The organism is Pseudomonas sp. DrBHI1, assembly GCF_002205115.1.
GTDB lineage: Bacteria > Pseudomonadota > Gammaproteobacteria > Pseudomonadales > Pseudomonadaceae > Aquipseudomonas > Aquipseudomonas mosselii.
Genome location: NZ_NIBE01000044.1, coordinates 38,093 through 52,700, shown reverse-complemented (window position 1 = coordinate 52,700; position 14,608 = coordinate 38,093). Strand labels below are relative to the sequence as shown.

Below are 14,608 nucleotides of genomic sequence, written 5' to 3'. Positions count from 1 at the left end.
CAGGTCTTCGCCGAGCACGAACACGGCGTCGTGGTCTTCGATGTCGCGCAGGGTCGGGACCGGCAGCGGGCTGTCATTCAGCACGTTCAGCGCCAGTCTCACGCGGGCCAGTTCGCCAGCTTCCATGCCCGAGTAGAAGTACTCGGCGCCGACCAGCTCACGCAGGCCGTAGTTGCTCTCGAGGCTGGCGCGTGGCGAGCCGATGCCGACGATGGTGCGGCCGCGCAGCAGGTCGGCGGCCTTGTCCAGGGCGGCGTCCAGGCTCAGCTTGCTGCCATCGGCGAGGAACGGCTGGCGTGGACGGTCCTTGCGGTTGACGTAGCCATAACCGAAGCGGCCACGGTCGCACAGGAAGTACTGGTTCACCGAGCCGTTGAAGCGGTTCTCGATGCGGCGCAGTTCGCCGTAGCGCTCGCCGGGGCTGATGTTGCAGCCGCTGGAGCAGCCATGGCAGATGCTCGGGGCGAACTGCATGTCCCACTTGCGGTTGTAGCGCTCGGAGTGGGTCTTGTCGGTGAACACACCGGTCGGGCAGACCTCGGTGAGGTTGCCGGAGAACTCGCTTTCCAGCACGCCGTCTTCGACGCGACCGAAATACACGTTGTCGTGGGCGCCATACACACCCAGGTCGGTGCCGCCAGCGTAGTCCTTGTAGTAGCGCACGCAGCGGTAGCAGGCGATGCAGCGGTTCATCTCATGAGCGATGAACGGGCCGAGGTCCTGGTTCTGGTGGGTACGCTTGGTGAAACGGTAGCGGCGCTCGTTGTGGCCGGTCATTACCGTCATGTCCTGCAGGTGGCAGTGACCGCCTTCCTCGCACACCGGGCAGTCGTGCGGGTGGTTGGTCATCAGCCATTCGACGACGCTGGCGCGAAACGCCTTGGACTCTTCATCGTCGATGGAAATCCAGGTGCCGTCGGAGGCAGGGGTCATGCAGGACATGACGATACGACCACGGGTGTCGTTCTCGTCGGTGTACTGCTTGACCGCGCACTGCCGGCAGGCGCCGACGCTACCGAGCGCCGGGTGCCAGCAGAAATAGGGGATGTCGAGGCCGAGCGACAGACAGGCCTGTAACAGGTTGTCCGCACCGTTGACTTCGAGCGCTTTGCCGTCTACGTGGATAGTGGCCATTGTTCAAAGTTCTTCGTTGGCCCGCGTGGGCGGGCGTGGCTAATGGAAATCGGTGAGCTCGCGGCCAGCCACGAATCGTTCGGGCCGGCCGGCGAGCTGGCGGATGGCACGGACCATCCGCTGTTCATCTTGTTATGCGCCGACCACGATCGGCTTCGCCAGGTTCGGGCGCAGGGCTTCGCTACCAGCACTGGCTGGGGCTACACCGGCCTCGAATTCCGAGCGGAAATATTTGATGGCACTGCCCAATGGCTCGACGGCACCTGGTGCGTGAGCACAGAAGGTGCGGCCTGGGCCGAGGAAGTTGACCAGACCCAGCAGGGTCTCGATGTCTTCGGCGCGGCCCTGGCCTTTCTCCAGGGCGCGCAGCATCTTCACGCTCCACGGCAGGCCGTCGCGGCACGGCGTGCACCAGCCGCAGGATTCGCGGGCGAAGAACTCTTCCATGTTGCGCAGCAGCGAGACCATGTTGATGCTGTCGTCGACCGCCATGGCCAGGCCCGTACCCATGCGGGTACCGACCTTGGCGATACCACCGGCATACATTTGTGCATCGAGGTGCTCGGGCAGCAGGAAGCCGGTACCGGCGCCGCCTGGCTGCCAGCACTTGAGCTTGAAGCCGTCGCGCATGCCGCCGGCGTAGTCTTCGAACAGCTCGCGGGCGGTGACGCCGAACGGCAGTTCCCACAGGCCGGGGTTCTTCACCTTGCCGGAGAAGCCCATCAGCTTGGTGCCGTGGTCCTCGCTGCCTTCACGGGCCAGCGACTTGTACCAGTCGTTGCCATTGGCGACGATGGCCGGCACGTTGCACAGGGTCTCGACGTTGTTGACGCAAGTCGGCTTGCCCCACACGCCGACCGCGGCAGGGAAGGGCGGCTTGGAGCGTGGGTTGGCGCGGCGGCCTTCCAGCGAGTTGATCAGCGCGGTTTCTTCACCGCAGATATAGCGGCCGGCGCCGGTGTGCACGAACAGCTCGAAGTCGAAGCCCGAACCGAGGATGTTCTTGCCCAAAAGGCCTGCGGCCTTGGCTTCGTCAATGGCGCGGTTGAGGTTCTTTGCCGCAGTGGTGTATTCGCCACGCAGGAAGATGTAGCCGCGGTAGGCTTTCAGCGCACGGGCGCTGATCAGCATGCCCTCGACCAGCAGATGGGGCTGTTGCTCCATCAGCATGCGGTCTTTCCAGGTGTTGGGCTCCATTTCATCCGCGTTGCACAGCAGGTAGCGGATGTTCATGGATTCATCTTTGGGCATCAGGCCCCACTTCACGCCAGTGGGGAAGCCCGCGCCGCCACGGCCCTTGAGGCCGGAGTCCTTGACACTCTGCACGATGTCGTCGGCGGACATGTCGGCCAGCGCCTTGCGCGCGGCGGCGTAGCCGTTCTTGGACTCGTACTCGGCAAGCCAGACCGGCTCGCCGTCGTCACGCAGGCGCCAGGTCAGCGGGTGGGTTTCGGCGGTACGCGCAATGCGGTTGGCCGGGCCGAAGGAAGTGATGGTCATACGTAACCCTCCAGCAGCTTGGAGACGCCGGCAGGCTGCACGTCGCCAAAGGTGTCGTCGTCGATCATCAGCGCCGGGGCCTTGTCGCAGTTGCCCAGGCAGCATACCGGCAGCAGGGTGAAACGGCCGTCTGCAGTGGTCTGGCCGAGGCCGATGCCCAGCTCGCTCTGGATCTGGCTGACCACCGATTCATGGCCGCCGATGTAGCAGACCATGCTGTCGCACACGCGGATGATGTGGCGACCGACTGGCTGGCGGAAGATCTGGCTGTAGAAGGTGGCCACGCCCTCGACGTCGCTGGCGGGGATGCCCAGCACTTCGCCAATGGCGTAGATGGCGCCGTCTGGCACCCAGCCGCGCTCTTTCTGGACGATCTTCAGGGCCTCGATGGACGCCGCGCGCGGGTCCTCGTAGTGGTGCATCTCGTGCTCGATGGCCGAGCGCTCGGTTTCGCTCAGGGCGAAACGGTCGGTTTGGATAAGCGTGCTGTTCATGCTTAGCGGTCCACGTCAGCCATAACGAAGTCGATACTGCCCAGGTACGCGATCAGGTCCGCGACCATGCTGCCTTTGATCACCGAAGGGATCTGCTGCAGGTGCGGGTAGCTCGGGGTACGGATCCGGGTGCGGTAGCTCATGGTGCCGCCGTCGCTCGTCAGGTAATAACTGTTGATGCCCTTGGTCGCCTCGATCATCTGGAACGACTCGTTGGCCGGCATGACCGGGCCCCACGAGACTTGCAAGAAGTGGGTGATCAGGGTCTCGATGTGCTGCAGGGTGCGCTCTTTCGGCGGCGGCGTGGTCAGCGGATGGTCCGCCTTGTACGGGCCTTCCGGCATGTTGCGCAGGCACTGGTCGATGATGCGGATACTCTGGCGCATCTCCTCGACGCGGACCATGCAGCGATCGTAGGCATCGCCGTTGTGGGCCAGCGGCACTTCGAACTCGAAGTTCTCGTAGCCGGAGTAGGGGCGTGCTTTACGCAGGTCGAAGTCGCAACCGGTGGAGCGCAGGCCGGCACCGGTGGTGCCCCAGGCCAGGGCTTCCTTGGTGTTGTAGGCGGCGACGCCAATAGTACGGCCTTTGAGGATGCTGTTCTGCAGGGCCGCCTTGGTGTACTCATCGAGGCGCTTGGGCAGCCATTCGACGAAGTCCTTGACCAGCTTGTCCCAGCCGCGCGGCAGGTCGTGGGCGACACCACCGATGCGGTACCAGGCCGGGTGCAGGCGGAAACCGGTGATCGCCTCGATCACGGTGTAGGCGCGCTGGCGGTCGGTGAAGGTGAAGAACACCGGGGTCATGGCGCCGACGTCCTGGATGTAGGTACCCAGGAACAGCAGGTGGCTGGTGATACGGAAGAATTCGGCGAGCATGATGCGAATCACGTCGACTTTCTGCGGCACCTTGATGCCGGCCAGCTTTTCCACCGCCAGTACGTACGGCAGGTTGTTCATCACCCCGCCGAGGTAGTCGATACGGTCGGTGTAGGGAATGAAGCTATGCCATGATTGACGCTCGGCCATCTTCTCGGCGCCACGGTGGTGGTAGCCGATGTCCGGGACGCAGTCGACGATCTCTTCGCCGTCCAGTTGCAGGACGATGCGGAAGGCACCGTGGGCCGAAGGGTGGTTCGGGCCGAGGTTGAGGAACATGTAGTCCTCGTTGGCACCGTGACGCTTCATGCCCCAGGCTTCGGGGTTGAAGCGCGCCGATTCCTCTTCAAGCTGCTGCTTGGCCAGGGTCAGGCTGTAGGGGTCGAACTCGGTGGCGCGGGCCGGGTAGTCCTTACGCAGCGGGTGGCCTTCCCAGGTCGGCGGCATCATGATGCGGCTCAGGTGCGGGTGGCCGGCAAAATCGATGCCGAACATGTCCCAGACTTCGCGCTCGTACCAGTTGGCGTTCGGCCAGATGCCGGTCACGGTCGGCAGGTTCAGGTCGCCCTCGCTGAGCGACACCTTGATCATCACGTCGCTGTTACGCTCGACCGACAGCAGGTGGTAGAACACGCTGAAATCGGCGGCGGGCAGGCCACGGCGCTGGGTGCGCAGGCGCTCGTCGACGCCGTGCAGGTCGTACAGCATGCTGTACGGCTTGGCGACGCCGCGCAGGAAGCTGAGCACTTCCTTGAGCTGGGCACGTTTTACCCACAGTACCGGCATGCCGGTGCGGGTTTCCTGGGCGACGAACGCGTCGGCGCCAAAACGGTTGTGCAGTTCGACGACCACATCCTGGTCGTCAGCCTTGTAGGGCGGAATATAAATAGCGTTGTCCGCTGTCATGGTCTCGGTCGCTTTGGGTCAGCGTTAAGAATGAAGCCAGGCCGCCGGCTCCTTCGGGAGCGGGCGGCAGGTCGCTGGATCAGACTTCGTCGGGGCTGCGCAGGTTGGTTACCGCAATGCGCTGTTCGCGACGCAAGTCTTTCTGGGCGGGCATCTCGGCACGGTAGATGCCTTGATCACCAACCACCCAGGAAAGCGGGCGTCGTTCTTGGCCGATCGACTCCTGCAGCAGCATCAAGCCTTGCAGGAATGCCTCGGGGCGCGGCGGGCAGCCAGGCACATAGACGTCCACGGGGAGGAACTTGTCGACCCCCTGAACGACCGAGTAGATGTCGTACATGCCGCCGGAGTTGGCGCACGAACCCATGGAGATGACCCACTTGGGCTCGAGCATCTGCTCGTACAGGCGCTGGATGATCGGCGCCATTTTGACGAAGCAGGTACCGGCGATGACCATGAAGTCGGCCTGGCGCGGCGAGGCCCGGATGACTTCGGCGCCGAAGCGGGCGATGTCGTGGGGTGCCGTGAAGGCCGTGGTCATTTCCACGTAGCAGCAGGAAAGGCCGAAGTTATACGGCCAGAGGGAGTTCTTGCGACCCCAGTTGACCGCGCCACGCAGCACATCTTCGAGTTTCCCCATGTAGATGTTCTTGTGGACCTGGTCTTCCAGCAGTTGATCGGTGACGGTTTCCCGCTCACCGACCGGATACTGCTCGTTGGGTGCGTCCGGATCGATTCTGGTGAGATTGTATTGCATGCCAAAGCCTCATTGTTTCAGCTTCGCTTGCCGCTTGCGGCGACCTTCGGGAGCCCAATCGAGCGCCCCGACGCGCCATAGGTAGACAAGACCTGCCAACAGAATTGCTATGAAAATGAGAGCTTCGACGAATCCGGTCCAGCCGCTTTCGCGGACGGACACAGACCATGCATACAGGAAGAGGGCTTCGATATCGAAGATCACGAACAGCATCGCGACCAGATAGAATTTGGCGGACAGGCGCAGGCGGGCGCTGCCGACGGGCAGCATGCCGGATTCGAAGGGTTCGTTCTTGGCGCGACCCCAGGCCTTGCTACCGAGCAGGCTGGACAGGCCGAGCATGAAGGCACACAGGCCGACGACACCCAGGAGGAAGATGGCAAAGCCCCAGTTGTGGGCGATGAGTCCTGCCGAATCGGACATGCTAGAAATCCTTATACAGAGACCCAGCTCTGCAGTCTGAAATAAAGTAGAGCGGCGACGTGGTGTCGCAGACGCAGTGACCAAATGTCGCAGCTGAATCAATCGCGCTGATTTTATGGGTAAACCCAGTGCAAGTAAAATTTCCGTTGCAAATTTATTCGTAGGTTTAAGAACAAAAATCTTTCGTAACTGGCTGAAACCCTTGAGTTTCGGGCATTGGGCGCGGATTTGTTAATTATGTTTCTTGCCCCGCGTAATGACGGGCTAGTTGCGTAATGATAATTAATATCATTTGATCTGGCCTGTAATGTTTTTGCTGTTCTGGCCCTTGCAAAGTTCATCTGCCGAGCGCCCCTCTTGCAAATGCGAAAAACTCTCGTTCTAGCAGCTTCCGGCGCTGCGCGTACCGCTCTGGATCAATACTTTGTCGCTTGCGTCGCGGCTGACCGACGCGGCGATCAGCCACTGGCCGAGCCAGTAGAAGAGGATGATCAGGTACTCGGCGGCGGCGAACGGGCTGACGAAGCGGTCGATGCCGATCAGGCCGTCGGAGAACACGAAGGCGCAGGCGCCCAGCGCGGCCAGGCCACCACAGGCCAGGGCGCGCCAGAGCATGGCGCCGATGGTCAGGGCGTAGAGTACCACCGGGATCAGCAGTGGACCCAGGCCATGGCCGGCGAGCAGGCCGAACAGCGAACCGCCGATCAGCACGGCGAAGGCCAGGGCCGGGTAGGCCGGGCGCCATGTGAGGCTGCAATAGCCGCGCAGGTAGGCCAGGTGGGCGCAAAGAAACGCCGCGAGGCCGAACACGAACAGGTCACGGGGAATGGCCAGGAGTATGTCGCCAAGCACTGAGAAGGCCAGGCCGACGATGATCCAGCGACGATAGGGTGTGACGGGGGTGGTGCTCAGCCAGGCAATCAGGGCGAGCACCGGAATGGGTTTGACCAGCAGGCCGAGCAGGGCGTTGTCGCTGGTCAGCGCATATAGATAGACGGCGGCGGCTGCGACGGCGAGGGTGAGCAGGTGGCCAGGGCGGGGCATGGGCAGTCCTTGCTGTGGGGTAGCCACAAGCTTAGACCTGATCCTGGGTTTTGCTGGTAATGCGGTCCCTGTAGGAGCTGCCTTGTGTCGCGAAAGGGGCGCGGAGCGGCCCCAGGGTTTCAGCGTTGACGCAAAGATCGCCGGGGCCGCTTTGCGGCCCTTTCGCGACACAAGGCCGCTCCTACAGGGGGGCGTTTGGCCTGAAAACAATGAAGAAGGCCCGGAATCCTCGCGAATCCCGGGCCTTGCTCAACAGCTCACTGCACTCAGTGGAACTGCTCTTCCTCGGTCGAACCGGTCAGTGCGGTCACCGACGAGGCGCCACCCTGGATCACGGTGGTCATGTCGTCGAAGTAGCCGGTACCGACTTCCTGCTGGTGCGCCACGAAGGTGTAGCCTTTGCTCGCGTCGGCGAATTCCTGCTCCTGCAGCTTCACGTAGGCGGTCATGTCGTTGCGGGCGTAGTCGTGCGCCAGGTTGAACATGCCGTGCCACATGTTGTGGATGCCGGCCAGGGTGATGAACTGGTGCTTGTAGCCCATGGCCGACAGCTCGCGCTGGAACTTGGCGATGGTGGCGTCGTCCAGATTCTTCTTCCAGTTGAAGGAAGGCGAGCAGTTGTACGACAGGATCTGGCCTGGGTATTCCTTCTTGATCGCCTCGGCGAAGCGACGGGCTTCTTCCAGGTCCGGCTTGGCGGTTTCACACCAGATCAGGTCGGCGTACGGGGCGTAGGCCAGGCCGCGGGCGATGGCCTGGTCGAGGCCGGCGCGCACCTTGTAGAAGCCTTCACGGGTACGCTCGCCGATCACGAACGGCTGGTCGTACGGGTCGCAGTCGCTGGTCAGCAGGTCGGCGGCGTTGGCGTCGGTACGGGCCAGGATGATGGTCGGCACACCCGAGACGTCGGCGGCCAGACGCGCTGCAACCAGCTTCTGCACGGCTTCCTGGGTCGGCACCAGGACCTTGCCGCCCATGTGGCCGCATTTTTTCACCGAGGCCAGCTGGTCTTCGAAGTGCACGCCGGCGGCGCCCGCTTCAATCATGTTCTTCATCAGCTCGTAGGCGTTCAGCACGCCGCCGAAACCGGCTTCGGCGTCAGCCACGATCGGTGCGAAGTAGTCGATGTAGCCATCGTCGCCCGGGTTCTTGCCGGCTTTCCACTGGATCTGGTCGGCGCGGCGGAAGGCGTTGTTGATGCGCTTGACTACGGTTGGTACCGAGTCGACCGGGTACAGCGACTGGTCGGGGTACATCGACTCGGCCGAGTTGTTGTCGGCGGCAACTTGCCAGCCGGACAGGTAGATGGCCTGGATGCCAGCTTTTACCTGCTGCACTGCCTGGCCACCGGTCAGGGCGCCCATGCAGTTGACGAAATCTTTTTCTGGGCGGAAGGATGGGTGGGCACCTTCGGTGACCAGCTTCCACAGTTTTTCTGCGCCTTGGCGAGCAAAGGTGTGCTCTGGCTGCAGCGAGCCACGCAGGCGAACGACATCAGCGGCGGTGTAGGTACGGGTCACGCCTTTCCAGCGCGGGTTTTCGGCCCAGTCTTTCTCGAGGGCTGCAATTTGCTGTTCGCGTGTCAGTGCCATGGAAATAAACCTCGTCGCATCGATCTTGAGTGTAATTGTGCTGATGCTCGGATACGCGGATCAGAAGCCAGGCGGCTGTCCTGTCCGGGGGCGTGCGGCGGCGAACGCAGAAGGCTCGAAGGGGGAAGGGGTGTGCGGCCAGGCGAAGGTGTGCCCTGCAGGTCGGCTCGTGGTTGCCTTGCTGCGGTGCGACGCGATTGCCAGAACTGCGGTGATGCGCTTCCGTCCCTCGGGACAACTTCTTCGTTGCAGTCGCAATCCCGTCGAACCGCCTTGTGGGCCGTATGGACACGAGGTGCCTCCACGGTGGGAGGAGCGCACCTCGAAGACCCTTGCCAGGGCCTCTGATTAGCGGGAGCGAGGCCATCATGCCCTTGGCGAAAAGAGCCTGTCAAATGTTTTGTAGTGCTTTTTTCTGCTTACTACATCTTTGGTCTAATGCGACTTGGCGGTCAGTTTCAAGGCCTTTGGTCGAGGCCTTGAATTGCCTGGGTTCAGTCGAGAAGGTCGACTTTGACGCGCAGAGTCATGTTTTCACCGCGCTGAGTGCTGTAACTGAGGCTTGAAGCGCTGCGTTCGGATTGGCTCTGCTGGTTGAACCCGGCCAGGGTGATCCACTCGCCGAGCTTGCCGGTGACGGTCGTGTCGGTGCTTTGAACTTTCACTACATCGGCACGTTCCTGGCTCATTCGATCATTATTGGTGCTGATTTGCAGACGAACCGTGTCGCCGCTCAGGCGTGGCGTGACGTAGAAGCCTTGGGTGACATTGCGGTATTCGGTGTTGCTCTGGAGGCGCCCGTAACCATCGGTGGCGGTGCTGGTGACGGGAATGCTCTGGCCCACCTGGATCAGTGCCGGCTGCCCGTCGCTGGCCTGCACCTGCTGCACGCCGCCTTCGCGATTGGCTGTGCCGTAGCGGATCACGCGGGCGTTGCCGTGGTTGTCCTGGAAGTTGCTGTCGTTGTTGTCGACGCTGATCAGCAGGCGCTTGGGCGCGGTGTCGAGCTGTTGCAGCAGGGCGCGCAGATCGTCGATGCGTTCCTGGCTGGCGTTGACGATCAGCTTGTCCTCGAAGGTGCTGACGCTGCCGTCCTTGCCCAGGAACGACTGGGCGGCGGGCAGCAGTTCGGCGCTGCTGCGGTGTTGCAGGGGGATGACCTCGGTGGCGGCCTGGGCGGTGAGGCTGGCGGCCAGCAGCAGGGAGGCGAGCAGGGGGCGTAGCGGCATGTCCATGATCTCCGCGGGTGGAATGGACATGATGGCAAATTTGCGTGCAACTTGCCGTGCGGATTGGCGGTGGCTGCTGTCAGACAAAATCCGTAACATCGCGCCCTCGATTTTCAGGCTCATTACTCAAGTCTCCACAGCGTGGGAGCTTGAGGTTGTCTACAGGACCTCCATGAAACCCGCCCGACTACGCGCCGACCTGCTCGCCGGCCTCACCACTTCGTTCGCCTTGGTGCCGGAGTGCATCGCCTTTGCCCTGGTGGCACACCTCAACCCGCTCATGGGGCTGTATGGTGCCTTCATTATCTGTACCCTGACCGCCTTGTTCGGCGGTCGTCCCGGCATGATCTCCGGCGCCGCCGGCTCCATGGCGGTGGTGATCGTCGCCCTGGTGGTGCAGCACGGCGCCCAGTATCTGCTGGCCACGGTGCTGCTCGGCGGTGTGGTGATGATCCTGTTCGGCGCGCTGCGCCTGGGCAAGCTGGTGCGACTGGTGCCTTACCCGGTGATGCTCGGCTTCGTCAACGGCCTGGCCATCGTCATCGCCCTGGCCCAGCTGGAGCACTTCAAGGACGGCGAGCACTGGCTTGGCGGGACGCCGCTGTACCTGATGATCGGCTTGGTGGCGCTGACCATGCTGGTGGTCTACGTCCTGCCAAAGCTGACTCGTGCGGTGCCACCGGCGTTGGTCGCGATCCTCGGTGTCGGTCTGCTGGTCTATCTGCTCGGCCTGCCGACCCGTACCCTCGGCGACATGGCGCACATCGCCGGCGGCCTGCCGATCCTGGCCCTGCCGCAGGTGCCATGGAACCTGGAAACCCTCAAGATCATTGCTCCCTATGCAGTGCTGATGGCCATGGTCGGCCTGCTGGAAACCCTGCTGACCCTCAACCTCACCGACGAGATCACCGAGAGCCGCGGCTATCCGGACCGCGAGTGTGTGGCGCTGGGCGCGGCCAACATGGTCTCGGGCCTGTGCGGTGGCATGGGCGGCTGCGCGATGATCGGCCAGACCGTGATCAACCTCAGTTCCAATGGCCGTGGGCGCCTGTCGGGCGTGGTGGCCGGGGTGATGATCCTGCTGTTCATCCTGTTCCTGTCGCCGCTGATCGAGCGCATTCCGCTGGCGGCGCTGGTCGGGGTGATGTTCGTGGTGGCCCAGCAGACCTTCGCCTGGGCCTCCCTGCGGGTGCTGCACAAGGTGCCGGTAAGTGATGTGCTGGCGATTATCGCCGTGACCGTGGTCACGGTGTTCACTGACCTGGCCACGGCGGTACTGTTCGGCATCGTCATCGCCGCGATCAACTTCGCCTGGCAGCATGCGCGGGAGTTGTATGCCGACAGTCATGTGGACGGCGAGGGCAGCAAGCATTACCAGGTCCATGGCACGCTGTTCTTCGCCTCGACCACGCCGTTTCTCAACCAGTTCGATCCGGCCAATGATCCGGCCAGGGTCACCCTGGACTGCCAGCACCTGAGCTTTGTCGATTATTCTGCGGTGGCGGCGCTGAAGACCTTGCGCGAGCGGTATGCCAAGGCAGGCAAGCAGTTGCGGGTGGTGCACTTGTCGGAGCGTTGCAGGAAGCTGCTCAGGCGTGCGGGGGAGCAGCACTGAGTGTGTGCTGGCGAGCAGGATTGTTGTAGAGGGTCTTGGGCCTGGGCACTGCGCGTCCAAGCAGAGGTCGCGTTAAGCTGATTCGCAAAGTTTTTGATTTTTTTGAAAAAACCGCTTTACAGACGCACGATCGATGACTAATATGCGCCCCACACGACAGGCACATAGCTCAGTTGGTTAGAGCACCACCTTGACATGGTGGGGGTCGTTGGTTCGAGTCCAATTGTGCCTACCAAACCTGAAGAGGGCGATCCGTAAGGATCGCCCTCTTTGCTTTGTGCCGTTCCACCGTTGCCGACATACGCTGCAACCTTCCACCTTCGCCTCATCCCTGCGGCCGAGCTGTCCGCTCATGTTAGAATCCGCCCCTTCGAATCTGGAGGTACAGGCGTGCGCAAACTGGCGGTGGTAATGGCGGTGTTGGCCCTGGCGGGCTGTAACAACGAGGTCGAAGGCGTACACAAGCAGGTGGCCGAACACCTGAACAACCCCAAGACGGCCAAGTTCGCCAACGTGCGCTTCGACACCCAGGGCTCTATCTGCGGCCAGGTGCGTGGCAAGGACGACGCCGGGCAGTACGAAGCGTATCGCAGCTACGTGGCGATCAAGCATGATGGGCAATACGAAATCCTCATCGACGAGACCGGCAACAACCTGCGCATTCGTGAAGTCTGCGGGGGCGCCGACCTGCAGCGTCGCGCCGAGGCCCTGGCCGACCAGCCGGCGCCGGAGGGCTGGGACGTGGAGGTGATCCAGGGGCCGAACATGGGCGCCCTGACCGACATGACCGCGCGCCTGATCGAGAAGGGCATTCCGTCCTGGGTCGAATACCGCGAGGGCAAGCCGGTGGTGCTGATGGGGCCGTTCCCGGCCAAGGCCGATGCCGATGCGCGCAAGGCCGAAGTGATGGCCAAGCTGGGCACTGACTCGATCGTCATCCAGCACGGCGTCCAACGCTGATTGTCGACCGTGGCTTGGGGGCATTGCCCAGGTTGCGGTGCGGACCGCTTCAACGGCTAGCGATCAGTGCTGATGTCCTCGAACACGCTGATCAGATGCTGCGGTTGCCCATCTGCTCGGCGTTCCAGCGAGGTGCGCGCCCGCACCCAGATATAGTGCCCGTCCTTGTGGCGCACGCGTTTCTGCACCTCGTAACGGTCGATCTCGCCGGCCAGCATGCGCCTCAGTAGCGCCAGGTTGTCCGGCAGGTCGTCGGGGTGGGTGATCTGCTGGAAGGTCGTGCCGTACAGTTCGTCTTCACTGTACCCCAGCAGCTCGCAAAAACTGCCGTTGACCCGCTGCCAGCTGCCATCTGGGTCGATGTAGGCCAGCGCGCCCCAGGCCAGTTCGAAGATGGTGCGAAAACGCGCTTCGCTATGGCGCAGCTCCTCTTCGGCCACCTTGCGCTCGGTGTTGTCCATGCTGATGCCGACCATTTTCACCGGGCGCCCGACACTGTCGCGCAATACCGTGGCGCGTGAGGCGATCCAGCGCTGGCCGCCGTCGGGGCGGGTGATGCGAAAATCGCATTCGCAGCCGGTGCCGTCGGCCACCGCCTGGGCATACATGCCCTGCATGTGCTGGGCGTCATCGACATGGATGTGTTCCCAGAAGTCCTCGTTACGACGCAACGGCCAGCCATACACCGCCTCGACGTTGGGCGAGTAGGTCACTTCGTCGGTGACCAGGTTCCATTCCCAGGTGACGATGCGCGCGCCCTCCTGGGCCAGCTTCATGCGCGTCTCGCTTTCCATGATCTCGGCGGTGTAGCGGCGGCGCACGTCGGTCATCGGCAGCTCGACCACCGCGGCCTGCTGCACGCTGTGCAGGGCCTCCTCGCCGTAGCGCAGCCAGATCCAGTTGACCTTGAGCAGGTCGGCCAGGCGGCGCAGGTTGTCGTAGTCGATCTCGCCGCCGCGGGTCCACTTGTGCACCGCGGTGCGCGAGATTCCCAGCGCCGTGCCCACAGCCTGCAGGGTTAGCTTGTGGTGTTCGAGCAGTTCCTTGAGGCGAAAGGCGAAGCTGTTTTCGGTCATGGGCGCTGGATCCTTGGGCGGGCACGAAGGGGGCAGTATACCCGAGCTGTCAACTTGAGGTTGACGGGGTGGTTGCCGGGCATGTCGGGGCCGGTTAACGTGGCGCCTGACTCACTCAGGACAGGGAAGCACCGCAATGAGCCGATCACTGGAACTCAACCGCGCCAGCTGGGACGAGCGCGCGCCCCTGCACGCCGCCTCCGGGGACTACGAAGTCGAGCGCTTCGTCGCCGAGCCCGGGCATCTGTCCGAGGTGGTGCGTTTCGACCTGCCGCGTCTGGGCGATATCCACGGCCTGCGCGCCGTGCACCTGCAATGCCATATCGGTACCGACACCCTGTCGCTGGCGCGCCTGGGCGCCGAGGTCTGCGGCCTGGACTTCTCCGCGGCCTCCCTGGCTCAGGCGCGCCAACTGGCCGAGCGCTGTGGTGCGGGCATCGGGTATGTCGAATCGGACGTCTATCAGGCCGCGCAGGTACTGGCTGCTGAGGCATTCGACCTGGTCTACACCGGCATCGGCGCGCTGTGCTGGCTGCCGTGCATCGAGCGCTGGGCGCAGACCGTGGCGGCTTTGCTCAAGCCGGGCGGGCGGCTGTTCCTGCGCGACGGCCACCCGATGCTGATGGCCGTGAACGAGGACCATCAGGACCGCCTGCAACTGGAGTATCCGTACTTCGAGCGCGAGGCGCCGACGGTGTGGCACAGCGACGAGACCTACGTCGAGACCGACCAGGCCCTGACCCAGACCGAAACTCATGAGTGGAACCATGGCTTGGGCGAGGTGATCACCGCGTTGCTGAACAATGGCCTGCGCATTACCGGCCTGGAAGAGCATCAGAGCCTCCCCTGGGAGGCGCTGCCGGGGCAGATGACGCTGGGCGATGACGGCGAGTGGCGCCTGAACGAGGCGCCGTGGCGGTTGCCGCTGAGCTATACGCTGCAGGCGGTGAAGGGGTAGGCGCGCGGACCTATGGCATGCGTCACCACCCCTTAGGCGCGT

General features: G+C 63.2%; 13 protein-coding genes and 1 tRNA gene. 4 read left to right on the top strand and 10 right to left on the bottom strand.

Features of this window, described 5'->3' with window-relative positions; all coding sequences use genetic code 11:
- From nuoG to CC207_RS07055, 9 genes are all read right to left on the bottom strand, one after another.
- Nucleotides 1–1,134 (bottom strand): NADH-quinone oxidoreductase subunit NuoG (nuoG, locus tag CC207_RS27410; RefSeq protein WP_256582035.1); only part of this gene is annotated, 1,134 nt, incomplete at its 3' end.
- A 132-nt stretch (nucleotides 1,135–1,266) separates the two neighbouring features.
- Entirely contained in the window at nucleotides 1,267–2,634 is a 1,368-nt protein-coding gene (gene nuoF / locus CC207_RS07090) for an NADH-quinone oxidoreductase subunit NuoF (RefSeq protein WP_028692463.1), read from the bottom strand.
- Complete coding sequence (gene nuoE / locus CC207_RS07085) at nucleotides 2,631–3,128, bottom strand: NADH-quinone oxidoreductase subunit NuoE (protein WP_012313767.1); 498 nt, start codon at nucleotides 3,126–3,128, stop codon at nucleotides 2,631–2,633. The genes nuoF and nuoE overlap by 4 nt, the downstream gene beginning before the upstream one ends.
- Before the next feature lie 2 nt (nucleotides 3,129–3,130).
- Nucleotides 3,131–4,912 (bottom strand): NADH-quinone oxidoreductase subunit C/D, encoded by a 1,782-nt coding sequence (gene nuoC, locus CC207_RS07080; RefSeq protein WP_088851790.1) that lies wholly within the window; start codon nucleotides 4,910–4,912, stop codon nucleotides 3,131–3,133.
- A gap of 79 nt (nucleotides 4,913–4,991) precedes the next feature.
- Nucleotides 4,992–5,669 (bottom strand): NADH-quinone oxidoreductase subunit B family protein, encoded by a 678-nt coding sequence (locus CC207_RS07075; protein WP_008096180.1) that lies wholly within the window; start codon nucleotides 5,667–5,669, stop codon nucleotides 4,992–4,994.
- A 9-nt stretch (nucleotides 5,670–5,678) separates the two neighbouring features.
- Nucleotides 5,679–6,092 (bottom strand): NADH-quinone oxidoreductase subunit A, encoded by a 414-nt coding sequence (locus tag CC207_RS07070; protein ID WP_028692461.1) that lies wholly within the window; start codon nucleotides 6,090–6,092, stop codon nucleotides 5,679–5,681.
- A 381-nt stretch (nucleotides 6,093–6,473) separates the two neighbouring features.
- Nucleotides 6,474–7,136, bottom strand: coding sequence for a lysoplasmalogenase (locus CC207_RS07065; protein ID WP_088851789.1), 663 nt, complete (start codon nucleotides 7,134–7,136; stop codon nucleotides 6,474–6,476).
- 266 nt (nucleotides 7,137–7,402) lie between these two features.
- Nucleotides 7,403–8,728: an isocitrate lyase gene (gene aceA / locus CC207_RS07060; protein WP_088851788.1), complete on the bottom strand. Its 1,326-nt coding sequence runs from the start codon at nucleotides 8,726–8,728 to the stop codon at nucleotides 7,403–7,405.
- A gap of 494 nt (nucleotides 8,729–9,222) precedes the next feature.
- Complete coding sequence (locus CC207_RS07055; RefSeq protein WP_236180205.1) at nucleotides 9,223–9,987, bottom strand: secretin N-terminal domain-containing protein; 765 nt, start codon at nucleotides 9,985–9,987, stop codon at nucleotides 9,223–9,225.
- Nucleotides 9,988–10,129: 142 nt separating this feature from the next.
- Here CC207_RS07055 and CC207_RS07050 point away from each other — a divergent pair, with 142 nt between their 5' ends.
- The 3 genes from CC207_RS07050 (at nucleotide 10,130) to CC207_RS07040 (ending at nucleotide 12,532) form a co-directional block, all read left to right on the top strand.
- On the top strand, nucleotides 10,130–11,572 hold the full coding sequence (locus CC207_RS07050) for a SulP family inorganic anion transporter (protein WP_028692458.1): 1,443 nt from the start codon (nucleotides 10,130–10,132) through the stop codon (nucleotides 11,570–11,572).
- Nucleotides 11,573–11,730: 158 nt separating this feature from the next.
- Nucleotides 11,731–11,807: transfer RNA gene (locus CC207_RS07045), tRNA-Val, on the top strand.
- A 155-nt stretch (nucleotides 11,808–11,962) separates the two neighbouring features.
- The gene (locus CC207_RS07040) at nucleotides 11,963–12,532 is read left to right on the top strand and encodes an SPOR domain-containing protein (protein WP_028692457.1); all 570 of its coding nucleotides are present in this window, start codon (nucleotides 11,963–11,965) and stop codon (nucleotides 12,530–12,532) included.
- A gap of 56 nt (nucleotides 12,533–12,588) precedes the next feature.
- Here CC207_RS07040 and CC207_RS07035 read toward each other — a convergent pair whose 3' ends face one another.
- The gene (locus tag CC207_RS07035; RefSeq protein ID WP_088851787.1) at nucleotides 12,589–13,608 is read right to left on the bottom strand and encodes a helix-turn-helix transcriptional regulator; all 1,020 of its coding nucleotides are present in this window, start codon (nucleotides 13,606–13,608) and stop codon (nucleotides 12,589–12,591) included.
- 136 nt (nucleotides 13,609–13,744) lie between these two features.
- Between CC207_RS07035 and CC207_RS07030 the strand changes: the two genes are divergently transcribed.
- Nucleotides 13,745–14,566, top strand: coding sequence for a bifunctional 2-polyprenyl-6-hydroxyphenol methylase/3-demethylubiquinol 3-O-methyltransferase UbiG (locus tag CC207_RS07030; RefSeq protein ID WP_088851786.1), 822 nt, complete (start codon nucleotides 13,745–13,747; stop codon nucleotides 14,564–14,566).
- Nucleotides 14,567–14,608 lie beyond the last annotated feature (42 nt).